Source organism: Paraburkholderia sp. Clong3 (assembly GCF_050436485.1).
Taxonomy (GTDB): domain Bacteria; phylum Pseudomonadota; class Gammaproteobacteria; order Burkholderiales; family Burkholderiaceae; genus Paraburkholderia; species Paraburkholderia tuberum.
Genome location: NZ_JBNDMH010000003.1, coordinates 2,718,747 through 2,740,825 on the forward strand (window position 1 = coordinate 2,718,747; position 22,079 = coordinate 2,740,825).

The window sequence follows — 22,079 nt, forward strand, 5'->3', positions numbered from 1 at the left end:
TAGGGCCTGTTCACGCTAATAACGGGCTTGCGAACGTGCCTTTGCGCGCGTAGTGCAAGGAGAGAGGAGCGCCGTTTGGCCTAGCCAAACAAGCGACGACCGACGCCGCAATACGGGCGGAAAGGCACGTTCCCCTGTTTAAAAAAAACCTTCCAGGGGCTGGCCGCCAGAAGGGCCGATCGCCGCGTCATGCTCCTTGCGAATACGTCGAGTATTCGTTGCGTCGCAATCCTTGCGCTCGGCCCTTCTGGCGGCCAGCGCAAGCCCGTTATTAGCGTGAACAGGCCCTAGTACAACCTGTCGGCCAGTTGAATCGGCTTTGTCTCGATCTGATGGAGGTCGAAGACCAGCACCTCGTTGTTACCTTGCACGAGCCACGGCGCGGGACAATACAGGCGCCTTTGCGGGCCGATGTTCCAGTAGCGTCCGAGATTGTGGCCATTGACCCAGACGATACCCTTGGTCCAGTTGTTCATGTCGAGCCAGGTGTCGCCGACTTCAGTCAGCAGCACGTTCGCCTTATAAAAGAGACCGGGTTTTCGTGGGTTCGTGCAGTCTTCGTTGAGGTTGGCGATCAACGTTTCATCCATCGGCAGCAGGTAGATGTCCCATTCCTCGAGCAACGCGAGCGAGCCGTCGACGTGTTTCATCGTGACCGGCTCGAGCAGACCTTTACGGTCAACGATCGCGGGTCCGAAGTTGACGCGCCCCATGGCCTCGACGAGTATCTCCAGCGCTACCTGGCCGTCCGGGCTCGACCCGTGGTTGTGCCGCGCCGAAGGCAGGGCAAGCGGCGCGCGATGCATCATGTGGAGCGACTGCGCGTACTTCTGCGGCAGTTGCGCTCTCGATACGCCGCCCGCGTACCGTTCACCAAGGAAAACCGTTGCGTAGTCGTGAACGGCGCTGATATCCAGCACACCGCGCGCGTGCTCCGGCAAAGACTTGCGATACAGCACGAAGCCAAACGCCTGACCGTAGCGTTCAAACGACTGCGGCTCGACGCCACGCTCGCGTGGCAGTGCCGCGGGCAGGTTGTCCCAGATCGAGGCGTAGAGCGTTGGCATCAGCGTTGGCATCAAGGCCTCAGCGCCTGCGCAGTCAAGCGTGGCGATGACCTCGGGTATGGCTGGCAAGGGTTCGGGCAGATAGCCGGCGATCAGGTCTCGATACTTCATGTACTTCGGCGTCGCCATGCCTTGCTCGCTGATCGGGGCGCAGTAGTCGTAGCTCGTGATGTCGGGCTGATAGTTGCCTGAAGCGTCCACGTTCGCGCCGGCAAAAAAGCCAAAGCTCGTGCCGCCGTGAATGACATACAGGTTGAACGACAGCCGCGCCTCCATGAACGTGGCCAAGGTACTGGAGAGGTCGTAGTCCACGCCCGCGAACCCCGCTTCGCCCCAATGCGTGAGCCACCCTGGGTACACCTCGCCAGCCATCGCGGGCACCGAGGGGAAATCGCGGCGCACGGTTGCGATCTGCGCTGCGTCGCCGTTGCTCAGCGCGATCGCGCCGCCCGTTACCGTGGTGCGATTGCGTTCGAGTTGCGGGAGACCGTCTTCGGTGTAGAACGGCCCGGTTATGCCTCCTGCTAGCCAAAGCTGCCTGAGCTCTTCGAGGTAAGCCGGATTGCTCGCATACGAACCGAATTCGTTCTCGATCTGGATCATCAGGATCGGTCCGCCGTGCTCGCTCATCAATGGCTTGATACGTGGAACCAGTTCGTCGATATAGCGAGCCACCGCCGCCATGTAGCGAGGATCGGTGGCCGAGTCGGTCCGCAACTGGATGTCCCGATCGCGCAACAGCCAGGAAGGGAGGCCGCCCAGATCCCACTCCGCGCACACGTAAGGCCCGGGGCGCAACAGCACCCACATCTGCTCGGCTTGGCACAGGCGGATGAAGGCCTCGATATCGCGATTCCCGCTGCGGAAGTCGAACACGCCTCTATGCGTCTCGTGGTAATTCCACATGATGTACAACGCGATGCAGTTCATCCCCATCGCCCTTGCCATGCGGATCCGGTGTCGCCAGTACTCGCGCGGGATGCGGGCTGGATGCATCTCGCCGCTGCGAATCTGGAACGGCAGGCCGTCGAGCAGGAAATGTTCGCCGTCGGGGCTAAAGGAGAAGGTATGGCTGCGTTCGAGGTTCACGATGGGCGTTGTCAAGTTGACGAATGCAGGCTACTCGTAAATCGGCTGCACCTGCGAGAACGGTAGAACGCAGTTCCTTAACGATCAACAGCTTGCGAACTTTTTCGGTCCGCGGCGGCGCGATGCCTCGCACGGACCAAAGGTGTCGTTCGCCGGACCGGCCGACCAACGTCAGCCGAGGAACGGCGGATTCAACCGGTGGATTCGATCGCTCGATGGAATCGTTCAGCTGGCGTGCGTATTGCCGGTGCGTGAACTATTCTGAAAAGATCGCAATTGTTCATTCCTTTTCAGGTATTCGACAGGAGGTGTGCCATGTCGATGTCGCCAACCTTGCAGGACTGCCTGCGCAGCAAGGGTTCCCGCTACGAAGTCGTGCGTCACCCATACAGCCACTCGAGTATCGAAACGGCTGCTGCGGCGCACATTCCGGGCGACCGCCTCGCCAAGACCGTGCTCCTCGAAGACGAACACGGCTACGTGGCCGCCGTGCTGCCCTCAACTTACGCCGTGCAGCTCTCCGAACTCTGGAACAAGACAGGGCGCCGGCTCGCCTTGGCCACGGAAGTCGAACTGCGCGAATTATTCAAGGACTGCGATGTGGGTGCGCTGCCGCCAATTTGTATGGCGTATGGCATGAAAACCTACCTGGAATCCAGCCTGGCAGGCCAGCCCGACGTCTACTTCGAGGCGGGCGATCACGAAGAACTGATTCATATGGAAGCGGATCAGTTCCTCATGCTGATGGACGATGCGGAGCGCGCCCATTTCGCCCGGCGGATGCGAGGGTTGAGCGGGCGGGCCTGACCCAACTGACCAGCTCGTGCGCTGGCCGCGATAATTTGACCGCCTTTTGCTTCATTTGTCAGGGGGTAACTAATCAGCGGAAGCTAGACAAGGAATTACGAATGCTGGCGGCCGGATATGCGACCCTCGGAATCGGTTGCGCGGCGGCTACATTTCGGGTTCAACTGCTCGGTGCAACTGGCCCCGCAGTGAGTGATCTCATGATTCTCACCGGCTATCTGCTCGTCCTGGACGGTGTGGCAATGTTCAACGGCCGACGATATCTCGCGAGCTCGATCGGGTTGCTTCTGCTGATGGGGCTCACGTGGGCCGTGGCTGGCGTGCGTTGGCAGGCTGCCGTCTGGATGTACGTCAGCGCCATCCCGATCGCGCTGGCTTCCGCCATGACGTCGCTCGAACTGCTGCGAGGCGACGGCATGCCGGCGGTTCAATCCCGGCGCGTCGCCGTGGCGGTAACGGGCATCCACGCGCTGTTTTACGTCGCCCGGGCTTTCGTGCTGCCATGGCTGGTGCCGATCTTCGGGCCGCGCGTGCTGGCTGTCTCCAGCGAAATCACGATGTACGAAGGGGTTCTCTACTCGGTCATTTTGCCGATGACCTTGCTCCGGCTGACCCGGGAAGAAATTCATCGTGAGCTTTTGCAGGAGTCCCGCACGGATTACCTGACTCGCCTCGGGAATCGAAAGTTGTTTTTCGAAGAGGGGGAGCGGGTTATCAGCGACCACGGCATAAATCGACTACCCGTCACACTTCTTGCGTTCGACCTCGATCACTTCAAGAGAATCAACGACCACTTTGGGCACAAGACCGGCGACGAGGTTTTGAGGTCATTCGCGCAAACCGTTCGAGCCGTGACGGGTACGGACGCGATTCTTGCACGCATCGGCGGCGAAGAATTTGCCGCCCTGCTGCCGGGCTACGACAGCGACCGCGCAAGAAAGCCAGGCGAGAACGTTCTCAGCCGGTTCGCCGCAATGTCCCATGGCGCCGACGGCGACCGGATTCGCGCCACTGTCAGCATTGGACTCGCCGAGTCAAGTCGCGGAAACGGCTTGCCTCACCGACCTGCTCTCAGCCGCCGACCAGGCGTTGTATCGAGCCAAGTCGCTGGGCGGCAATCGGCTTGAACAGACGCCAACGACCGCGCTCGCCGCCGCCAGCTGATCTTCGAGTGGCAATCGGATTCAAGCTCCCGCCAGATAGAGTGTAGGGAAATTTCCGGTCCCGCTCGAAACACTGAATTCGTTTGCCAGCACGGCTCCGTCGATTTTCCGCGTGGCCGAGGAGCCACGCGGATTTTCGTCCGAGCGCGATTGCGCACGCAGGTACGACACATGGATGCTCACGAACCCGACACGCGGCCGACCCAGCCCGTAACCCGCCCTGTCCTTGTCTGGGACGCGCCGGTGCGGTTGTTTCACTGGCTGGTGGTCGTGCTGGTCACGGCCGCGTATGTCACGTTGAAGCTGAACTGGATCGACTGGCACGTGCGCGTCGGCGAGACGCTGCTCGCCCTTGTTATTTTCCGGCTGCTGTGGGGCTGCTTTGGCAGTGAGACCGCCCGCTTTCGCAGTTTCGTGGCATCACCCGCGGCTGCGCTTCACCATTTGCGCCGCCTGTTTCATCGCGAGCCCGATGTGCAGGTAGGCCACAATGCGGCCGGCGGCTGGATGGTTCTATTTCTGCTCGTCTTGCTGCTGACCGAGACGCTGAGCGGGCTCTACGTCAACAACGACATCGCCGACGAAGGGCCGTTTAGCGAACTGGTGCCCGCGTGGCTCGCCAACGCAATCTCGGCGTTGCACGGCCTTGTCTGGTACGTGCTGCTCGCCGCGGTGGTGCTGCACGTGCTCGTGATCGCCCTCTACGCGGTAGCGAAGGGACACAACCTGCTGCGCCCGATGCTGACCGGCTACAAACTGCTGCCCTCGTCAGTGGACGCGCCGCGGCAGGCGCCAGCGCTGCTGGCGCTGCTGCCATTCGGCGTCGGCGTTGCCGTGGTGATGCTGCTCGCGGCTTATCTGTGAGCCTGCCGCAAACCCGCTCTCCGGGCGCGGCTACCGTGCCTGCATCAGCTGCCCTTCGGCGGCTTCACCTGGCCGCGAATCTCGCCATCCGGATTGTTCTTCGTGTGAACGTTGATGTACATGTCACCGGCTTCGAACATCTTGGCTTCGTCCGGAGATAGCGTGGCCTGACCGGTGATCGGGCTCGTCACCTCCATGGTGCCCTTCTGCGACAGCCAGACCTTTACGCCAGCGTTTTTACCGGCCGGGGCGGGTCCGTGGAAATGCGCCATCGTGGTCGGACTCGTCAATCCGCTGAAGCTGATGTTCCAGGTGACGACCCGCGTGCTGGGGTCGTACGTGAGCTTGGCGCTGCCGCTGCCAGGCGTCTGCACCGGCGGAACCTGTTGGGCGCCCGTCAAAGGCACCTCAAACGAGACGGGCGCCGCTTGCGCCAAGGTCAGCGTACCCGCGAAGGCCAAACCACCGAACACCATGAAAGCGCGCCGCGTGATGGATCGTGACATCTGGTTTTCTCCTGTTGGGTTTGCCCTTGGTGAGCGGGCGATTATTGAAGACTGCAGAAGACCTCGTCGGCGTTGTTGGCAGCCAAACAAGTGAGTCAAGCATAGACGCAAGCAGGCCGTAACGCGAAGGTTGCATGAGGCCGAAATCCGGCTATGCGTGGCGACCGCCCCGTTACGTCGACGCCAGATCAGTCTGTCCAGCGATTCGAAAGGAAATCGTCGGGCGAAAATCGTTGAAATTTGATCTGGCGCGAAAAATTCTTCCGGTACGATATGCGCTTCGTGCGGAGGCAGCGGATGTAACTGGCGCGACCTGGTGTTGCGCCAGGAGCCTTCATGGATCACACCCATTGTTACGCTGCCATGTTGCGCGCACTCGTCGCGGCGTCTGTTGCGCGCGCTCCGACCGGCGACGTCGCATGCACACTCAGCACTGGCGTCGACGAATTCGGTGACGGCGACACCGTTGCCTCGGTGATGGCGAGAGCCGATACAGCGCTCTATGCCGCGAAAGCCAACGGCAGAAACTGCGTGATGCTGGCGGGGTCGTCGCAGCGTGCCGATGACATCGTTTCCAGTTTTCCGGCTTAGGAAAGGCTCCGCGCAGGGCTGCGCAGGAGACGCCTGGTCGATCGTCCATTCGCACTGCCACCGCAAAAAAAACCGGCATGCAGTCGCCCGCATACCGGTCTCTATTGGAGCCCCAGTCGCGTCACCGCGAAAACGGCCGCCGCGCTGATCCGCGCCAGTCCGCGCTTTATTGGCGCTTTATTTGCGCTTCAATTGCGAAATATCGCGCACCGCGCCGCGATCGGCCGAAGTCGCGAGCGCCGCGTACGCCTGCAATGCCTGCGACACGACACGCTCGCGATTGGTCGGCTGCCATGCGTCGTCGCCGCGCGCTTCCATCGCCGCGCGACGGCGTGCGAGCTCTTCGTTCGACACCGCGAGATGCATCTTGCGCTGCGGAATGTCGATCTCGATCACGTCGCCGTCTTCGACCAGACCGATCGTGCCGCCTTCCGCCGCTTCCGGCGACGCATGGCCGATCACGAGGCCCGACGAGCCGCCCGAGAAACGGCCATCGGTAAACAGCGCACAGCTCTTGCCGAGGCCCTTCGACTTCAGATACGAAGTCGGGTACAGCATTTCCTGCATGCCCGGACCGCCTTTCGGACCTTCATAGCGGATCACCACGACGTCGCCCGGCACGACCTTGTCACCGAGAATCGCGTCGACCGCGTCGTCCTGGCTTTCGAACACGCGCGCGCGACCCGAGAACAGCCACTGCGATTCGTCGACACCCGCGGTCTTCACGATACAGCCCTTCTCCGCGAGATTGCCGTACAGCACCGCGAGGCCGCCGTCCTTCGAGTACGCGTTTTCCTTGCTGCGGATACAGCCGCTCTTGCGGTCCGTGTCGAGCGTCGCGTAGGTCGCTTCCTGGCTGAAGGCGACCGTGGTCGGAATGCCGCCCGGCGCCGCGCGGAAGAATTTCTGCGCTTCCTCGCCCGCGCCGCCGGCGATGTCCCACTTCGCGATCGCGTTGCCGAGGGTGCCGCTATGCACGTTGCCGCACGACAGATCGAGCAGCTCCGCGCGCGCGAGCTCACCGAGAATACCGATGATGCCGCCCGCGCGATGCACGTCCTCGATGTGATACTTGTCGGTCATGGGCGCGGCCTTGCACAGGCACGGCACCTTGCGCGAGATACGGTCGATGTCCGACATCGTGAAATCGACGCCCGCTTCCTGCGCGGCGGCCAGCAGGTGCAGCACGGTGTTGGTCGAGCCGCCCATCGCGACGTCGAGCGTCATCGCGTTTTCGAACGCCTGCCTGGTGGCGATGCTGCGCGGCAGGACCGAGGCGTCCTCCTCCTGATAGTAGCGGCGGCACAGATCGACGACCAGGCTGCCCGCCTGCTCGAACAGGCCCTTGCGCCATGCGTGCGTCGCGACGATGGTGCCGTTGCCCGGCAACGCGAGGCCGATCGCCTCGGTCAGGCAGTTCATCGAGTTCGCGGTGAACATGCCCGAGCACGAACCGCAGGTCGGGCACGCGCTGCGCTCGACTTCGGCGACTTCGGCGTCGCTGATCTTCGGATCGGCGGCCTTGATCATCGCGTCGATCAGGTCGATCTTTGCGATCACCTGGCCGTCGGTCGGCGACTTGACCTTGCCCGCTTCCATCGGCCCGCCCGACACGAACACGACCGGAATGTTCAGGCGCATCGCGGCCATCAGCATGCCCGGGGTGATCTTGTCGCAGTTCGAGATGCAGACCATCGCGTCCGCGCAGTGCGCGTTGACCATGTACTCGACCGAGTCCGCGATCAGTTCGCGCGACGGCAGCGAATACAGCATGCCGCCGTGGCCCATCGCGATGCCGTCGTCGACGGCGATCGTGTTGAATTCCTTCGCCACGCCGCCGGCCGCTTCGATCTGCTTCGCGACCAGCGCGCCCAGGTCGCGCAGATGCACGTGGCCCGGCACGAACTGCGTGAACGAGTTCACGACCGCGATGATCGGCTTGCCGAAATCGTCGTCCTTCATGCCGGTGGCGCGCCACAGCGCGCGGGCGCCGGCCATGTTGCGGCCATGAGTCGAAGTGCGTGAGCGATAGTTAGGCATCTGTATCCTCAGGTATTGCTGTTATCGGTTTTGATGAGCGCCCGCGCGGGCGTGGGGATCGCAGCGCGGACTTTGCGTCGGGAACGAATAGTGCAAGAACGCCAGTAAGACGTCCAATATATTTTTTCTGCGTAATTAGGTCGGGGAAAGTATTAAACGATGCCGCGACCGCTCAGCCGATTTCACCTTTTCTTGACATTGCCCGCTCCCACCGCGAATAATGCAGCGTTCGTTTAACGAAACCGTGTTCACCATAAGAACATTGAAACGGAAACAGAGGTCTTTTCGAGCGCAACACCGGGTTCGAGGCCAGGCGCGCCCAAGCCTGGGCCCACCCTCCTGGATTCGCGCCAATCTGTCCGCTGTGATCAAGATCAGGTAAGGCAAGTTTGCCGCCAATACGCGCCAGCACCCCGCGCCGGCGCGCCGTACCCGCCCCTCCGCCCAGCACAGGGCCCGGCACTACACAGAGTCACACACATGAAGCGAGACACTCCCCCTCACGCCGCCGGCCGACCGGCCGCTTCGCGCGGCATCGTCGAAGGGCTGGTTTATGTTTTCGAGCAGGTCATGCCCGACCCGTTCGTCCTGTCGATCTGCCTGACGTTCTTCGTCGCCGTGCTGGCGATGCTGATCGCACCGAACGGCACACTGCCGACGCTGCTCGATTCCTGGTACACCGGCACGTTCGGCATTCTGGGCTTCGCGCTGCAGATGATCCTGATCCTCGCGACCGGCTACGCGATCGCGGAAGCGCCGATCGTGCAACGCGGTCTGCGCGCGCTCGCGTCGCATGCGAACTCGCCGACGCGTGCCGCGCTGCTCGTGTTTCCGGTCGTCGCGGTTGCCGCGTGGCTCAATTGGGGGCTCGGGCTCATCGTCGGCGCGTTGCTGTCGCGGGAAATCGCGCGGCGCGTCGACGTCGACTTCGCATGGCTTGTCGCGGGCAGCTATTCGGCCTGGTCGATCTGCAACAGCGGGCTGTCAAGTTCGATCGCGCTATCACAGGCATCGCACGGCAATGCGCTGAATCTCGTCGAGAAAGCGACCGGCCACGTGGTGCCGCTCAGCGAAACCATCTTCGCGCCGTTCGTGTTCATTCCGACCGTGCTGGTCGTCGTCGTGATGACCGCGATCTTCATCAAGATGCATCCGAAGGCGGAGAACGTCGTCGCGTTTCGTCAGAGCGGCGAAGCGGCCGCCGACGCGCCGAGCGACGACCCGCATGCCCGCGCGAGCAGCGAGACATCGCTCGCGGCGCGCCTCGAACAGTCGATGCTCGGCACACTGCTGATGCTCGCGCTCGGCATCGGCTATCTGGCGCTGACGTGGCACAAGGAAGGATTCGATCTCGACATCAACAACACGATCCTGATCTTCCTGATGATCGGTCTCGCGCTGCAACGCACGCCGATCGCGTACGCGAATTCGATTCGCCGCGCCGCGCGTCAGACCGGCTCGATGCTGCTGCAATATCCGATGTACGGCGGGATCATGGGCATCATGAAGGGCACGGGTCTCGCGTCGATGATCGCGAAAGCGTTCGTGACGATCGCGTCACCGGTCACGCTGCCGCTGTGGAGCTATCTGAGCTCGCTGATCATCACGCTGCTGGTGCCGAGCGCCGGTGGCCACTGGGCGGTGCAGGGTCCGTTCGTGCTGCCCGCGGCGCTCAGCCTGCATGCGTCGGTGCCGCGCACCGCAATGGGCGTCGCGATGGCCGAGAATGTATCGAACATGCTGCAGCCGTTCTGGGCCGTGCCGATCGTCGCGATCGCGGGTATCCGGATTCAGCGCGTCATGGGCTATACGGCGGTGACGTTCGCGGTGTCGCTGGTGATTTACGCGGTGGCGTTGTGGCTCGTGCCGTAACCACAATGACCTGAGTCGAACGATCTCGCTACCGTCAATACAAAGGGCCGATGAAGCAATGCTTGATCGGCCCTTTGTGCTTTTGCGGCGTACCGCTCGCTGTTACATCTTGACGACGTCCAGCAGCGTCTTTTTGCCGTCCTTGTAGTCGTACAGCGAGATCACGCCGTGCTGAAGGTCGCCCTTCGCGTCGAACGTCGCGATTGGAGCCGCGTCAATTGGCGGTCGTTTCGTCGCTCGATTCAGCGGGATTTTGCGGGTTTGATTCGTTCAGGACATCGTCAGCAAAAGTGACGAGATAAGCAGGAACTCTGCGAATCACGGCTTGAAATCGGCCAGCATCACACCGTCGCGGATATGCGCGAGAGCGGCCGCCACGTAGTCGACGACCGGTGCCGGCGGATGGTCGGGCTTCGCCCACACGAAGCCCGAGCACTTGTGCGGCTCCATGTTCGCCAGTTCGCCTTGCCATGAACGGCACACGAGAAAGAAGCTGATGCGGTTCGTGTCCGAGTCGCGCCGCATCACGAGTTTGAATTCGAGCGCGCCGGGCGCGATCGTCACACCCGCTTCTTCTTTCGATTCGCGAATCGCGCATGCCTCGATCGATTCGCCCGGTTCGAGATGGCCGGCAATCAACGCGTACTGGCCGTCCCTGAAACCGGTATTCGCGCGCCGGATGAAAAGGCACTCGCCCTGCCCATTCAGGAACAGCACGTTCACATCGACGATGCTTTGCATTCGGCTCATTTTCTTGCCGGCATCATGACGGACTAGCCGCGTCGCGCGGTCAGCAGCTTGATGCCGAGCGCGACGAAGACGAGCCCGCTGCCGCGTTTGAGGGCCGCGACCCACCGGCTGGCTCCGACGCGCGTATGGATACCGCGCACGCCGAGCGAATAAATGGTGTGCACGAGCGCGACGGTGACCGCGATCGTCATATACATCACGATGAACTGCTCCGCCAGGCCGCGCTCGTGGTCGATGAATTGCGGCATGAACGCCGATAGAAAGATCATCGTCTTCGGATTGCTGCCCGACACGAGCAACGCTTCACGGAATACCTTCTTGCGCTCGAACGTATAAGCGGACGATGCGACGCCCGCCTGCTGCGCGGCCCGCGATGCCTCTTTGTTGCCGCCGCGCAGTTGCCTGATGCCGAGATACATCAAATAACCCGCGCCGAGCACTTTCATCGCGACGAAGAGCGGCGGCAGCGTCGTCAATACCGCGCCGACACCTAGCGCCACGAGCGCGACGACGACGCCTTGCGCGAGCAGATTACCGGCGACGCTCGCCGCCGCGCCGCGGTTTCCATAGCGGACCGAATTGCGGATCACGAGCAGGACGTTCGGTCCCGGCGAAATGGTGGTGAGCAGATAGGCACCGGCGAAAAGCAACCAGGTATGGAAGGACATGGCAGGCCCAGCGGTTCGTTGTGGTTGAATACCAATACACCGGACATCATCATGCCACGGAAAAAATCGCTGCCGCCGTCGCTGCGCGCTAATCGCTACGCCGCTTCAACGTATCGAGGCCGTCACCAGTTGCAGCGGCGTCTCGATCACCTTCGACAACTCGCGCTGCTTGCGCCGCTCGGTCACCGCCTTCAACGCGAAGTCGATGCCGAACACGGTCTGGCGGCCGGCGAACTGGTTCATCGTCGCGAGCACGCGGCCGTCGGCGAGTAGCGGCTTGATCGCATCGATCGCGTCGTAGCCGGTGACATAGACGCCGCCGCCGCGACCCGCGTCGCGAACCGCGTCGACCGCGCCCATCGCCATGTTGTCGTTGCCGCATAACAGCGCGCGCAGCTGCGGGTGCTCGGCCAGCATTTTCGCGGCCACGTCGCGGGCCTTGCCGTACTCCCAGTCACCCGACTCGACCGCGACGACCTGCACGCTCGCGGCATCCATCGCATCGCGGCTGCCGGCCGTGCGCTGCTGCGCATTGCTGCTCGCCGAAATGCCTTCGATGATGCCAACCTGATCGCCGGGCTTCAGCCGCGCGGCCAGATATTGGCCGACCTGCTTCGCGCCGTTGCGATTGTTCGGCCCGACGAACGGCACCGAGATGCCGGCGGCCGCTTGCGCCGCATCGTCGAGCGGGTTGTCGATCGTGATCGTGATGATGCCGGCCTTGATCGCGCGCGCGATCACCGGGATCAGCGCCTTCGAGTCGGTCGGCGCGATCACGATCGCGTTCACCTTCGCCCTGATCGCCTCGTCGACCATGCGGATCTGCGCGGCGGTGTCGGTCTGTTTGGCCGTGCCGCGAATCGTCAGGCTGAATTGCGACGAGAAGTGGTCATGGTAATTGCGCGCAGCGTCGACCATCGCAACCGTGAACGGGTCAGACATCGATTTGAGTACGAGCGCGATCTTCGGCTTCGTGCCGGGCAGCACTTCGGCGCCGGCATCGTCCGCGAACAGCGCGATGCCAGTGAGACCGGTTGCGGCCAGCGCGCCCGCGAGCAGCACGCGGCGGCGCATGTTCTGCGTCATGGCTTGACTCCTTCGCGGAGGTGCCGGTTGCGGAGGTGCCGGTTGCGGAGGTGCCGATCGAACGACGCGACGCTGGCGGCAATTTCGTCGAAGAGCGGCCGGCTGTCGATATCTTCGCTCAGACAATGCGTCTTCAAGGCGGCGAGTTGCGCGGCGAGTCCATCGGGTACGTCGCAACGCTCGAGCAGCTCTTCGAGCAGACAGCCGTACGCCCTCACTTCGAGCCGCTGCAACGCGATAGCGAGCTCGCGATTGCCGGCGTCAAAAAACGACGCCGCCCCGAAATCGCCGAGCAGCGCGCGCCCCGCGCCGCCGTGCAGGATATTGTGCGCGTACAGATCGCCATGCATCACGCCGCCCCGATGCAGATGACTCGCGACCTTCGCGATGCCGCTCGCGATACCGAGCACCGTCGCAAGGTCGAAGCGCGCGTCGTCGCGATAGATGTCGCGCGTACACGATGCGAGGCTCGGCGGGCCGGCGAGATTGGCGAAGCGCGTATCGATCAATCCCATCACGAGGCCATGCGTATCCGACGGATGCCCGATCACCTTGCCGAGCACGGGGATCAGGTTCGCATGTTCGCCGCCGCGAATGCAAGCAGCCATCTCGCAGTCGGGCAAACCGTCGCTCGTCACCGCGCCCTTGAACAGCTTGACGGCGACCGCATGCGGCGCGGGCTCGTTGTCCGCGTGCAGCGCCGCGCGATAGATGACGCCCGATGCGCCCTCGCCCAACGGCCGTTCGAGCTGCAACGCATCCCAACGAATGCCGCTGATGGGTGTGTCGATGAGCGCCGCCTGTTCGAGCGCCGCGTTGAACGGATTGCCCGCATACGCGAGCCACGCAAGCCGCGGCAGACGCAGCAACCAACGCGGCAATGCATCGAAACGATTCGCCGCGACCCTCAGCAGTTCGAGCCGCGTGCATGCGAGCAACTCCTCGGGCAGCGCGCGCAGCCGGTTGCCGGCAAGCATCAGCTTCTGCAGTTGCGTGCAGCGGCCGAGCTCCGCGGGCAAGCGTTCGAGATCGTTGTCGGTCAGAATCAGCCAACGCAGCAGCGGCGGCAGCGCGCGCGCCGGCACCTCGCGGATGCGATTCGACTTGAAGCCGATCATGCTCAGTTGCGCGCATTCGCCGAGCACGCCGGGCAATTCGGTGAACGGGTTGTTGGACGCGAACAGGATGCGCAGTTTGCGCAGACGCGGCAGATCGTCCGGCAGCGTCGTCAATGCGTTGTTCGACAGGTCGAGCACTTCAAGCGTATCGGCGAGATCGAAAATCTCGCGCGGAAATTCGCTCAGGCCGCACGCGAGTTTGAGTTCGCGCGCACCCGCCAGTCGCCCGGCCCGCAGTTGTTCTAAAGTCGTGGTCACAGTCGTGGGAAAGAAGATCGGGTGGCGCCCGCAGCGCGTCGTACCGAAGCTGTCGATTTTACTGAGTCGAAGGTCATCTGGGGTTCTCTGCGGTACAGTGATGCGAGCGTCGCTGGGGTGACGGTCGTCGCGGCCATGTCGAATGCGAATGAGACAGCAATATCTGGAGCGCGTTCGGGCCACGCAAGCGACACACTATCGGATAACGGCGCAGCCTTCATACAGTTTTGCGCGTCCGGTCGTCGAACGCCGCCGCCTCGCAAGTCCTTGCGCCGCCACCCTGTCAGGAGCCTGAGAAAGTGACGTATGCATACAAGTTGATCGATTCGCCGGTCGGTCAGTTGAAGCTGGTGGCGAAAGGCGAATGCCTCGCCGCGATTCTGTGGGAGCACGACAAGCCTGACCGCGTGCGACTCGGCGAGATGAGCGAAGCGAACGAACTCGCGGTGCTCGTCGAAACCGCGCGGCAATTGCACGAGTACTTCGCGGGCACGCGCCAGGCCTTCGATCTGCCGCTCGACTTTCACGGCACCGAGTTCCAGAAGCAGGTCTGGCGCGCGCTGCTGACCATTCCGTTCGGCCAGACCCGCAGCTACTCGGAGATCGCGCAGCAGATCGGCAACGTCAATGCGGTGCGCGCGGTGGGCGCGGCAAACGGCCGGAATCCGATTTCGATCGTCGCGCCGTGTCATCGCGTGATCGGCGCGTCGGGCGAGCTGACGGGATTCGCCGGCGGCCTCGCCAACAAGATGCTGCTGCTTTCGCTGGAGGCGGGGCAGACCTCGCTCGAAGCAGCGGCGGACCACGCGCAAAGGCAGGCGCCTGACCGGGGAGCGGCGCAAGCTGTCAAGGACGATGCGCCCGCGAAACCGGCGCATCGTCAGCCGAGCCGGGGAACGCAGGGTTCGCTGTTCGGTAGCTAAAGCAGCCCATACCCGGCACGATGCGCCACCCACCGGCCGTAATCGCCGATGCTTCGTCCGCGATCAGCACCATCGCCCGCGCATGCAACACCTATCCTTAAGATGCCCTTTGGGGTATCGAACAGGAGGATGACATGCGCATGCTTCTCAACATACAAATACCGAACGAACCGTTCAGCACACTCGTGCGCGAAGGCCGAATCGGCGACCTGATGAGAAAGATCCTCGAGGACATGAAACCAGAAGCCATCTACTTCACCGAGCAGCAGGGCAAACGCGGCGCGGTGGCGGTCGTCGAGGTCGCCGATGCATCGGCGATCCCCGCGCTTGCCGAACCGTGGTTCCTGACGCTCGACGCCGACTGCGAGCTGCGCATCGCGATGCTGCCCGAGGATCTGATGAAAGCCGGGCTCGACGCGCTCGGCGACAAGTGGAAGTAATGCGGCCCTCAGGAATGCCTGGCGGATAGCTGCAGCAGCATCGAAGCCGCGGCCGTCGCCGCGACCTGGCAGCCGAGCACGATATGCGCCTCGGCCGTGTCCTCGATAAAGTCGTGACTCACGCCGCCGATGCTCGGCACGAACATCATGCACGCCGGCATGCAACGCGCGATCACCTGCGCGTCGTGCGCGGCGCCGCTCGGCATGCGCAACCACTGGCCCGGCGCGAGTGCTTCGGCGGCTCGCGCGATGTGCTCCGCGAGCGTGGCGTCCATGCTGACGGGTTCGATCGGCTCGTCGAGCGTCTGCAATTCGACGCTCACCGCGTCGTGCGCGTTGAAATCGCGTACCAGTTCCGCGAGCGCGCGTTCCATGGCCTGAAGCCGTGCCGGGTTCGCATCGCGGAATTGCAGGTACATGTCGGCCGCGCCGGGCACGACGCTCATCGAGCCCGGATCGAGATCGATGCGGCCCACGGTCCAGACGGTATCCGCGTCCGCCAGTTGCCCGAACGCGTCGTTCATCCGCGCGATGAACGCGACGAGCGCCGCGCCCGCGTCGCGGCGGATCGCCCTTGGCGTCGTGCCCGCGTGATTGCGCTGACCCGTGAAGCGCAGCCGCGATTCGCGCAGCCCGACGATCGTCGTGACGACGCCGATCGCTTTGCCGATCGCTTCGAGACGTCCGCCCTGCTCGATATGCGGCTCCAGATACGCGACCTGGCGCCCTGCCTCGAAACGAGCACGCGGCCGGCCCGCCAGTCCAGCGGCCTCGAGTACGTCGGCGAGGCGTTCGCCCTGCCGATTCGTCGCGCCGCGAATCGAGTCGTCGACCACCTCGCCGACGAAGCTGCGGCTGCCGAGCAGGCCCGAGAACGTGCCCTCCTCGTCGATCCACGACGCGACGTCGACGGCGAGGTGCCGCGTCGCCTCATGCTCCGCTAGTGCGCGGGCGATTTCGAGCCCGTACATCACGCCCATTGCGCCATCGAGCCAGCCGCCGGTCGGCTGCGTGTCGGTATGCGAGCCGATCACGAGCGCGGGACCACTATTGCGCGAGCGTCCGAACACGGTGCCGACGCCGTCGATGCGCGCGTCGAGCCCCGCCTCAGTCATCCTGCCGACCAGCCATTCGCGCGCCGCCAGATCGACCGGCGACAGCGCGAGCCGGACCACGCCGGGACCGGTCGCGCCGAAACCGCGCAGCCGATTGAGGTCGGCCATCAGCCGGTCAGGATCGATCTTCACCACGTTGTCATCTCCATGCATTGATTGCGGATGCCGCCGCGCGAAAATCACCCGGCGACATATCGTAGGCACGCTTGAACGCGCGATTGAAATCCGACGCGCTATTGAAGCCCCAGCCGTACGCGACCTCGATCACCGGCCTGCGCGGGTGGCGATGCAGTTCATCGGCCGCTTCGCGCAGGCGCCGGTTGCGGATATACGCGTGAAGCCCACCCTCCGGCTCGAACAATCGATACAGCGTGGGCCGCGACAGCTGCGACATGGCCAGCACGCTGTCGACCGTCAGATCAGGTTGGCCGAGATTTGCGTCGATATAGCGGCGCGCTGCCGTGAACATCGCGCTGCGTGCCACCGCCCGCGCACTGCCGGTCAAGCCTGTTTCCTTGCCGAACGCCGCCGCCATCAACAGCGCGCAGGTGTGGAGCGCTTCCTGAGCCGCGGACGCGTCCATCGTGGGCAACATGCGGCACAGTTCGGACAGATGCGCGGGAATCAGCCGCGCCAGAGGCGTCTGATATTCGATTACGCGGCCATGTATCGACTCCGCCTCCGGCAGCACCGGATCGATGATGGCGCGCGGCAGGAACAGCGCGAGCAGACGGCACGGGCCGCGCGTCATCCGCATCGGCTGGTTCATGTCGAGCGCGAGAATGCCCGGCCGCGTTTGCAGCGCGACGCGCTTCGGATAGAGGCCCGTGGTCGTTTCGAAGGTCCCTTCGACGGCTATATGAAACACGATCTGGCGCACGTTGTCGGTCGAAATGCGCGCGATCGACCGCGATTGCGCGACCGGATCGGTGCAGCAATCCGTAAAGGCCATGCCGCCGGCGCGATAGGTATCGATGGTGCCGCGAAAGCCGTCGGCGAGTTGCCGGCGCGAAATCGGCACATCGAGAAAATGGCCGACGCGCTCGCGCCACACAGGCAGCTGCTCGCGCGGCACAGTGCCGAAGGTGTCGAAGTGGGTGTAGTCGAAAGCCGCTGGCATTGCTGCGGCCGCGGTTGCGGTGCGGTTGGCTGCCTGATCGGTCGTCAAGGTGTCCCCGCCGGTTTTGTCGTGTGCGCCTGCATGATAGCCGTGGTCGGCGAAAACGTCATGGGCCTGTTGCCAGCGCGTCGATGCCGGCGCGACGGCTTTCCTGGCTGCGGACGCCGCGCGCTGGATCACCGTCGAGACGCTGCATGTCGATGGCGCTTCGAAGCTGTGAGCTGCCGTTCGCGAGCAACGAAGCGCGCCGCGTAAACCCGGAATGGGCTGCATAAGAAAACGGCCGCGCTGCAAAACAGCGCGGCCGAATCAAGAAAGCGCCACGACCGCGGGCACTCTCACGAAGCGGACGAACCGTCCGCTTCCGCCATTCACCAACTCATTTCCACAGCGTGCGGCCAAAGAACGTCAACGTACGATCCCACGCCTGTTGCGCCCAGACCGGGTCGTATTGCGTCCTCGCGATGCGGCCCGACCCGACCGCCGTTTCGTTCGCGAACGCGTGACGCGCCAGATAGCGATGAAACTCGACGTCGACTTTCGCGTCGGTGAGTTTCTTTTCGAGCGCGTCGACGGTGTCGGCGGCGAAGAACTCGTCCTGCAGACCCCAGTGGCCCATCACCGGAACCTTGATCTTCGACGCGTCGATATAGTCGAGCGGCGGGAAGCCATACCAGACGACGCCAGCCGCCACTTCAGGCACGTTGCACAGCGCGAGGAACGTCAGCGCGCCGCCCATGCAATAGCCGGTCAAGCCAACCTTCGCCGCGTGCTGCTGCAGATACTGGACCGCGCCGCGCACGTCCTGCGTTGCGGCATCGCCGAAATCGAGGCCGCTCATCAAGTGATGCGCCTCATCCTCTTCGACCGTCGACTTGCCGCGATACAGATCGGGCACCAGCGCGAAGTAGCCGGCTTTCGCGAGGCGATCGGCGACGCCGCGAATCTGGTCGTTCAAGCCCCACCATTCCTGGATCACGACGACCGCGGGCGCACCCGCGGTTTTTTCAGGCTTCGCGAGATAGCCCTGTAGCTGCTTGCCGTCGGGACGGTTGAACGTGATCATCGAACCTGCGTGTTGGGTCATCGGTCGCTCCTCGAGTAGACGAAGCCGCTAGCATAGCGCCGCTACCCCGTTTTCTGTTCAATCGGAATCGTGCCAACGCGCAAGCGTGATCACGCGGAATCTGCGCGTTATGTGAATCGAACGATATGAGGATCAGCATAAGCAAAATTCGTTAATTGATTCGTCGACGCGAAACACGCCCTCAGCCGTTTCGTGTTGAAAGCTGGCGTAAAACGCGACGCAGAAATCAGGCCCGCGCGACATGTGATTTCGCGCACGCATTCAAGCGCTTTTATCCAATGGGTGAATGATTCGACTGAAAGCTTGACGTATTGCGATGCGCGCTAGAACCGCTCTATCACACCGAATTGGACGCCCGCGACCGGCGCGCCCGGATAGGCAACGGGCAGCCCGGTCACGTTGACGCCGCGCAGCGTGAAGCGCGAGTCGTCGTGATTCGCGAGATAGGCGGCGCTGAAATACAGCAGCAGCGTCGGCGACATGCTGTATTCGAATGCCGCGCTGAACTGGTCCGCGCTGCCGCCAGGCGTCGTGTAGTCGCGCACGTGCGCATAGCCGAGCGAGGCACGCGCATTGGTCGAAAAACTGTACTGCGCCGACAGCGAGCCGCCCGCGCCGTGATAGACCGGTGTGCCGCCATCGCCGTTGAAAAAGGACAGCCACACGCGCAGCTTGCCGAAGGCGTAGTTCGCGCCGCCGAGGTTCGCGCGCAGCGCGCCGGCACCGTGCGTCTGCTGGTGCGCGTACAGCAGATGCAGGTGGTCGAGCCGATACGACGCGGTCACGTAATACCCGTCGATGCCGTTGCCGTCGGCCTCGGACGGATCGCGCATCGCCATCATCAGCGTCGCACTGAGGCCGGCGATGCGCGGCGACAGATACGCAACCGCGTTGTTCGCATACGGCGTGATCTTCGACAGATTGTTGAGCCCCGAGGCGATCGTGCCGGCGCCGAACGCGTCGAGATCGCCCTTGAACGGGATATAGATCGGCGAATACTGACGGCCGACGCGCAGTTCGCCCCAACTGCCGCTCGCGCCGATCCATGCCTGGCGATTGAAGATCGAGCCGGGCACCTGCAAGCTGCCGTCGGTCGAGCTGAAGCCGTTTTCGAGCGTGAACACGATCGCGTTGCCGCCCCCGAGCGGCTCCGCGCCATGCAGCCCGACCCGCGAGCCGCGATACGCGCCCGAGTCCATGCGCGCGACCCAGCCCGAACCGGGGTCGGTGATTTCGACGCTCGTATCGATCACGCCATACAGCGAGACGAAGCCGGTGTTGATCCCTGAGGCGGCGCCGGTGCCGGTATCGATGTCGGTGACGGCGGCTGCGCCGTGCGCATAGAGCAGAAGCGCGCCACCTCCCCAAGCCGCTCTCACGCCGACGCTGATCGTCAAGGCTTCGCGGACTGTGTTCAGCAGGCAAGCCATGGCGTGACGCAGGATGAGTTCCTCCTCGAACACATCGATCGGATATACCGCGAGCGAACTTACCACGTTCGGGCGAACCCGTGCGGGCCGTCCAGTACGCTCGCGCACATTCCAACGATGCAAGCGCGCGCCAGCGTCCGCGACTGGAGGACGGCGATGCAGGAGTCGCCGCGGCCCGTGTGCGACGTCGTGCCCGGGGACACCACCTTTTTTCCCGCGCCGTGTGGTTTTTCACGCGACGAATGCTTTTGACCAGGGAAAACCCATATAATCCTCAAGACGTCAGACAACTTGCGTACAATCGCCGGCAGCCTGACCGCGATCCGCCGTGCAGCGTCCACCCCGAACCGCCTTCTGCCCGATCCGTGAATTCCACCGCCCCCGCCAGTTCCGCCGCCGCCGCCGCCCCCGCCCTGCCGTTTCGCCACGCGCTTTACGCGATGCTCGGCATCGGCCTCGTCAACATGCTGGTCGCGCTCGACCAGACCGTCGTCAGCACCGCGCTGCCGTCGATCGTCGCCGAGCTGCACGGCTTCGAATATTTTGCGTGGATCGCAAGCGCGTACCTGCTCGCCTCGGTCGTCACGGTGCCGGTGTTCGGGCGGCTCGGCGACTACTTCGGCCGCAAGCGCTTCGTGATCGCCGCGGTGATCACGTTCACGGTCGCGTCCGTGTTGTGCGGCCTCGCCAACAGCATGCTGTTTCTCGCGATCGCGCGCGGACTGCAAGGCGTTGGCGGCGGCATGATGGTCGGCACCGCGTTCGCGTCGATTCCCGATCTGTTCCCCGACCCGCGCACCCGCGTGCGCTGGCAGGTCGTGCTGGCCGCGGCCTACGGCATCGGTACGGCGGCCGGCCCGTCGCTCGGCGGCTGGATGAGCGAGCACCTCGGCTGGCGCTCGACGTTTCTCGTCAATCTGCCGGTTGGCGCGGCGGCGCTCTATTTCATCTGGATGCATCTGCCGAATTTCCGGCGGCCGCATGACGGCGAAGTAAAGATCGACTGGCTCGGCGCGGGGCTCGTCGCGGGCGTGCTCGGCGGCTTGCAGGCGTTTATCGAAGCGGTGCCGAAGCACGGCCTCACCGTGGGCAATCTCGTGCTCGGCGCGTGCGTGATCGCCGGCGCGATCGCACTCTTCACGTGCGAAAAGCGCGCCACGCATCCGATCGTTCCGCTCGATCTGTTCAAGGACGCGCAGCTCGTCACGCTATTCACGCTCGGCATGCTGTCCGGGTTCGTGATGTTCTCGCTGATCTTCTTCGCGCCTTTGCTGCTGCAAGGCGGCTTCGGTCTTTCGCCGCAGCAGGCCGGCCTGCTCGCGACGCCGATCGCCGCGTGCATCGCGCTCGGCAGTGTGCTGAACACGCGCATCGTGATTCACATGAAGAAGCCCACGCGCATTCTGACGATCGGTTTCGGGCTGCTGATATTCGCGTCGATCGCGCTCGCGTTCGCCAATCCGGACACGCCGCACTGGCGCATCGTGCTGCCGATGGGCGCGGTCGGCATCGGCCTCGGCTTCATCCTGAACAACCTGAACGTGTTCGGCCAGGAGATCGCCGGACGCGAGCGCTTCGGCATCACGACCGCGCTATTGCAATCGACGCGCATGGTCGGCGGCATGCTCGGCACGAGCATCGTCGCGACTGTCGTGCAGCATCACTATCGCAATGTCGTCACGCGCACGATGAGCGCGCTCGGAGAGCCGGCCGCATCGCAATGGCGGCCGCGTTTCGTCGATCTGCGCATCCTGATCGACGACGCGTCGCGCACACAGCTGATTGCGGATATGAAGAAGTCGGGACTCGATACGCTCGCGCTGATCGATAGCGCACGCGACGCGCTGGTGCAGTCGATTCATATCGGTGTGTGGCTGACGGCGGTGGCATCGCTCGCGGCCGCGCTGCTGGTGCAGCGGATTTCGCATGTGGTGTTTCGCAAGAGCTGACAAGTGGCCCGATGATGGCCGCCGACATCCGCGGTGCGGCTAGCTCGCACCGTGCAATGCAAAAGGAAACAAAAAAGCCTGGTGAACTGCATCTTTCGTGCAGCCCGCCAGGCTTTTTGATTGAGTTAAATCGTCC

Annotated in this window: 18 protein-coding genes and 2 pseudogenes; 8 read left to right on the forward strand and 12 right to left on the reverse strand. The window is 63.6% G+C overall.

Annotation, left to right across the window (positions count from 1 at the left end; translation table 11 throughout):
* Window positions 1-287 precede the first annotated feature (287 nt).
* Complete coding sequence (locus tag OKW30_RS35850; protein WP_429348955.1) at window positions 288-2,171, reverse strand: beta-galactosidase; 1,884 nt, start codon at window positions 2,169-2,171, stop codon at window positions 288-290.
* Window positions 2,172-2,471: 300 nt separating this feature from the next.
* Here OKW30_RS35850 and OKW30_RS35855 point away from each other — a divergent pair, with 300 nt between their 5' ends.
* The 3 genes and pseudogenes from OKW30_RS35855 to OKW30_RS35865 all read left to right on the forward strand — a co-directional run bounded on the left by OKW30_RS35855 (window position 2,472) and on the right by OKW30_RS35865 (window position 4,990).
* Window positions 2,472-2,963, forward strand: a complete 492-nt coding sequence (locus OKW30_RS35855) for an aminoacyl-tRNA deacylase (protein WP_184073667.1) — start codon at window positions 2,472-2,474, stop codon at window positions 2,961-2,963.
* A gap of 101 nt (window positions 2,964-3,064) precedes the next feature.
* Window positions 3,065-4,127 (forward strand): annotated as a pseudogene (locus OKW30_RS35860) (diguanylate cyclase domain-containing protein).
* A gap of 170 nt (window positions 4,128-4,297) precedes the next feature.
* Window positions 4,298-4,990 carry a cytochrome b/b6 domain-containing protein gene (locus OKW30_RS35865; protein WP_184011723.1) on the forward strand — a complete coding sequence of 231 codons (693 nt, stop codon included), beginning with the start codon at window positions 4,298-4,300 and terminating at the stop codon, window positions 4,988-4,990.
* Window positions 4,991-5,034: 44 nt separating this feature from the next.
* Here OKW30_RS35865 and OKW30_RS35870 read toward each other — a convergent pair whose 3' ends face one another.
* Window positions 5,035-5,496, reverse strand: coding sequence for a CHRD domain-containing protein (locus OKW30_RS35870; protein WP_429348956.1), 462 nt, complete (start codon window positions 5,494-5,496; stop codon window positions 5,035-5,037).
* Between the two features lie 336 nt (window positions 5,497-5,832).
* Here OKW30_RS35870 and OKW30_RS35875 point away from each other — a divergent pair, with 336 nt between their 5' ends.
* Complete coding sequence (locus tag OKW30_RS35875; protein WP_429348957.1) at window positions 5,833-6,087, forward strand: GGDEF domain-containing protein; 255 nt, start codon at window positions 5,833-5,835, stop codon at window positions 6,085-6,087.
* Between the two features lie 177 nt (window positions 6,088-6,264).
* On the opposite strand, the gene ilvD is transcribed toward OKW30_RS35875, so the two are convergent.
* Entirely contained in the window at window positions 6,265-8,127 is a 1,863-nt protein-coding gene (ilvD, locus tag OKW30_RS35880) for a dihydroxy-acid dehydratase (RefSeq protein WP_184073661.1), read from the reverse strand.
* Window positions 8,128-8,607: 480 nt separating this feature from the next.
* Between ilvD and OKW30_RS35885 the strand changes: the two genes are divergently transcribed.
* Window positions 8,608-9,999 (forward strand): short-chain fatty acid transporter, encoded by a 1,392-nt coding sequence (locus OKW30_RS35885; protein WP_090807457.1) that lies wholly within the window; start codon window positions 8,608-8,610, stop codon window positions 9,997-9,999.
* 102 nt (window positions 10,000-10,101) lie between these two features.
* On the opposite strand, the pseudogene OKW30_RS35890 reads toward OKW30_RS35885, so the two are convergent.
* From OKW30_RS35890 to OKW30_RS35910, 5 genes and pseudogenes are all read right to left on the reverse strand, one after another.
* Window positions 10,102-10,197, reverse strand: a pseudogene (locus OKW30_RS35890) (ABC transporter substrate-binding protein); the annotation flags it as partial.
* A 120-nt stretch (window positions 10,198-10,317) separates the two neighbouring features.
* Window positions 10,318-10,749, reverse strand: coding sequence for an NUDIX hydrolase (locus OKW30_RS35895; RefSeq protein WP_184024745.1), 432 nt, complete (start codon window positions 10,747-10,749; stop codon window positions 10,318-10,320).
* Window positions 10,750-10,772: 23 nt separating this feature from the next.
* Entirely contained in the window at window positions 10,773-11,417 is a 645-nt protein-coding gene (locus tag OKW30_RS35900; RefSeq protein ID WP_429348958.1) for a LysE family translocator, read from the reverse strand.
* 105 nt (window positions 11,418-11,522) lie between these two features.
* Complete coding sequence (locus OKW30_RS35905; RefSeq protein WP_184073654.1) at window positions 11,523-12,503, reverse strand: substrate-binding domain-containing protein; 981 nt, start codon at window positions 12,501-12,503, stop codon at window positions 11,523-11,525.
* Window positions 12,500-13,879 (reverse strand): leucine-rich repeat-containing protein kinase family protein, encoded by a 1,380-nt coding sequence (locus OKW30_RS35910; RefSeq protein WP_429348959.1) that lies wholly within the window; start codon window positions 13,877-13,879, stop codon window positions 12,500-12,502. Before OKW30_RS35910 ends, OKW30_RS35905 begins: the two co-directional genes overlap by 4 nt.
* A 299-nt stretch (window positions 13,880-14,178) precedes the next feature.
* Here OKW30_RS35910 and OKW30_RS35915 point away from each other — a divergent pair, with 299 nt between their 5' ends.
* Together OKW30_RS35915 and OKW30_RS35920 are read left to right on the forward strand one after the other, a co-directional pair.
* Window positions 14,179-14,802: a methylated-DNA--[protein]-cysteine S-methyltransferase gene (locus tag OKW30_RS35915; RefSeq protein WP_429348960.1), complete on the forward strand. Its 624-nt coding sequence runs from the start codon at window positions 14,179-14,181 to the stop codon at window positions 14,800-14,802.
* A gap of 134 nt (window positions 14,803-14,936) precedes the next feature.
* Window positions 14,937-15,242, forward strand: coding sequence for a panthothenate synthetase (locus tag OKW30_RS35920; RefSeq protein ID WP_090807469.1), 306 nt, complete (start codon window positions 14,937-14,939; stop codon window positions 15,240-15,242).
* An 8-nt stretch (window positions 15,243-15,250) separates the two neighbouring features.
* Here the strand turns inward: OKW30_RS35920 and OKW30_RS35925 are convergent, their stop codons facing one another.
* From OKW30_RS35925 to OKW30_RS35940, 4 genes are all read right to left on the reverse strand, one after another.
* Window positions 15,251-16,492 (reverse strand): Zn-dependent hydrolase, encoded by a 1,242-nt coding sequence (locus tag OKW30_RS35925; RefSeq protein WP_429348961.1) that lies wholly within the window; start codon window positions 16,490-16,492, stop codon window positions 15,251-15,253.
* Between the two features lie 4 nt (window positions 16,493-16,496).
* Window positions 16,497-17,525, reverse strand: coding sequence for a helix-turn-helix domain-containing protein (locus OKW30_RS35930; protein WP_429348962.1), 1,029 nt, complete (start codon window positions 17,523-17,525; stop codon window positions 16,497-16,499).
* 331 nt (window positions 17,526-17,856) lie between these two features.
* Window positions 17,857-18,564 (reverse strand): dienelactone hydrolase family protein, encoded by a 708-nt coding sequence (locus tag OKW30_RS35935; RefSeq protein ID WP_090807471.1) that lies wholly within the window; start codon window positions 18,562-18,564, stop codon window positions 17,857-17,859.
* Between the two features lie 323 nt (window positions 18,565-18,887).
* Window positions 18,888-20,060 carry a porin gene (locus OKW30_RS35940; protein WP_429348963.1) on the reverse strand — a complete coding sequence of 391 codons (1,173 nt, stop codon included), beginning with the start codon at window positions 20,058-20,060 and terminating at the stop codon, window positions 18,888-18,890.
* Between the two features lie 374 nt (window positions 20,061-20,434).
* Between OKW30_RS35940 and OKW30_RS35945 the strand changes: the two genes are divergently transcribed.
* On the forward strand, window positions 20,435-21,943 hold the full coding sequence (locus tag OKW30_RS35945; protein WP_429349225.1) for an MFS transporter: 1,509 nt from the start codon (window positions 20,435-20,437) through the stop codon (window positions 21,941-21,943).
* The last annotated feature ends 136 nt before the right edge of the window (window positions 21,944-22,079 follow it).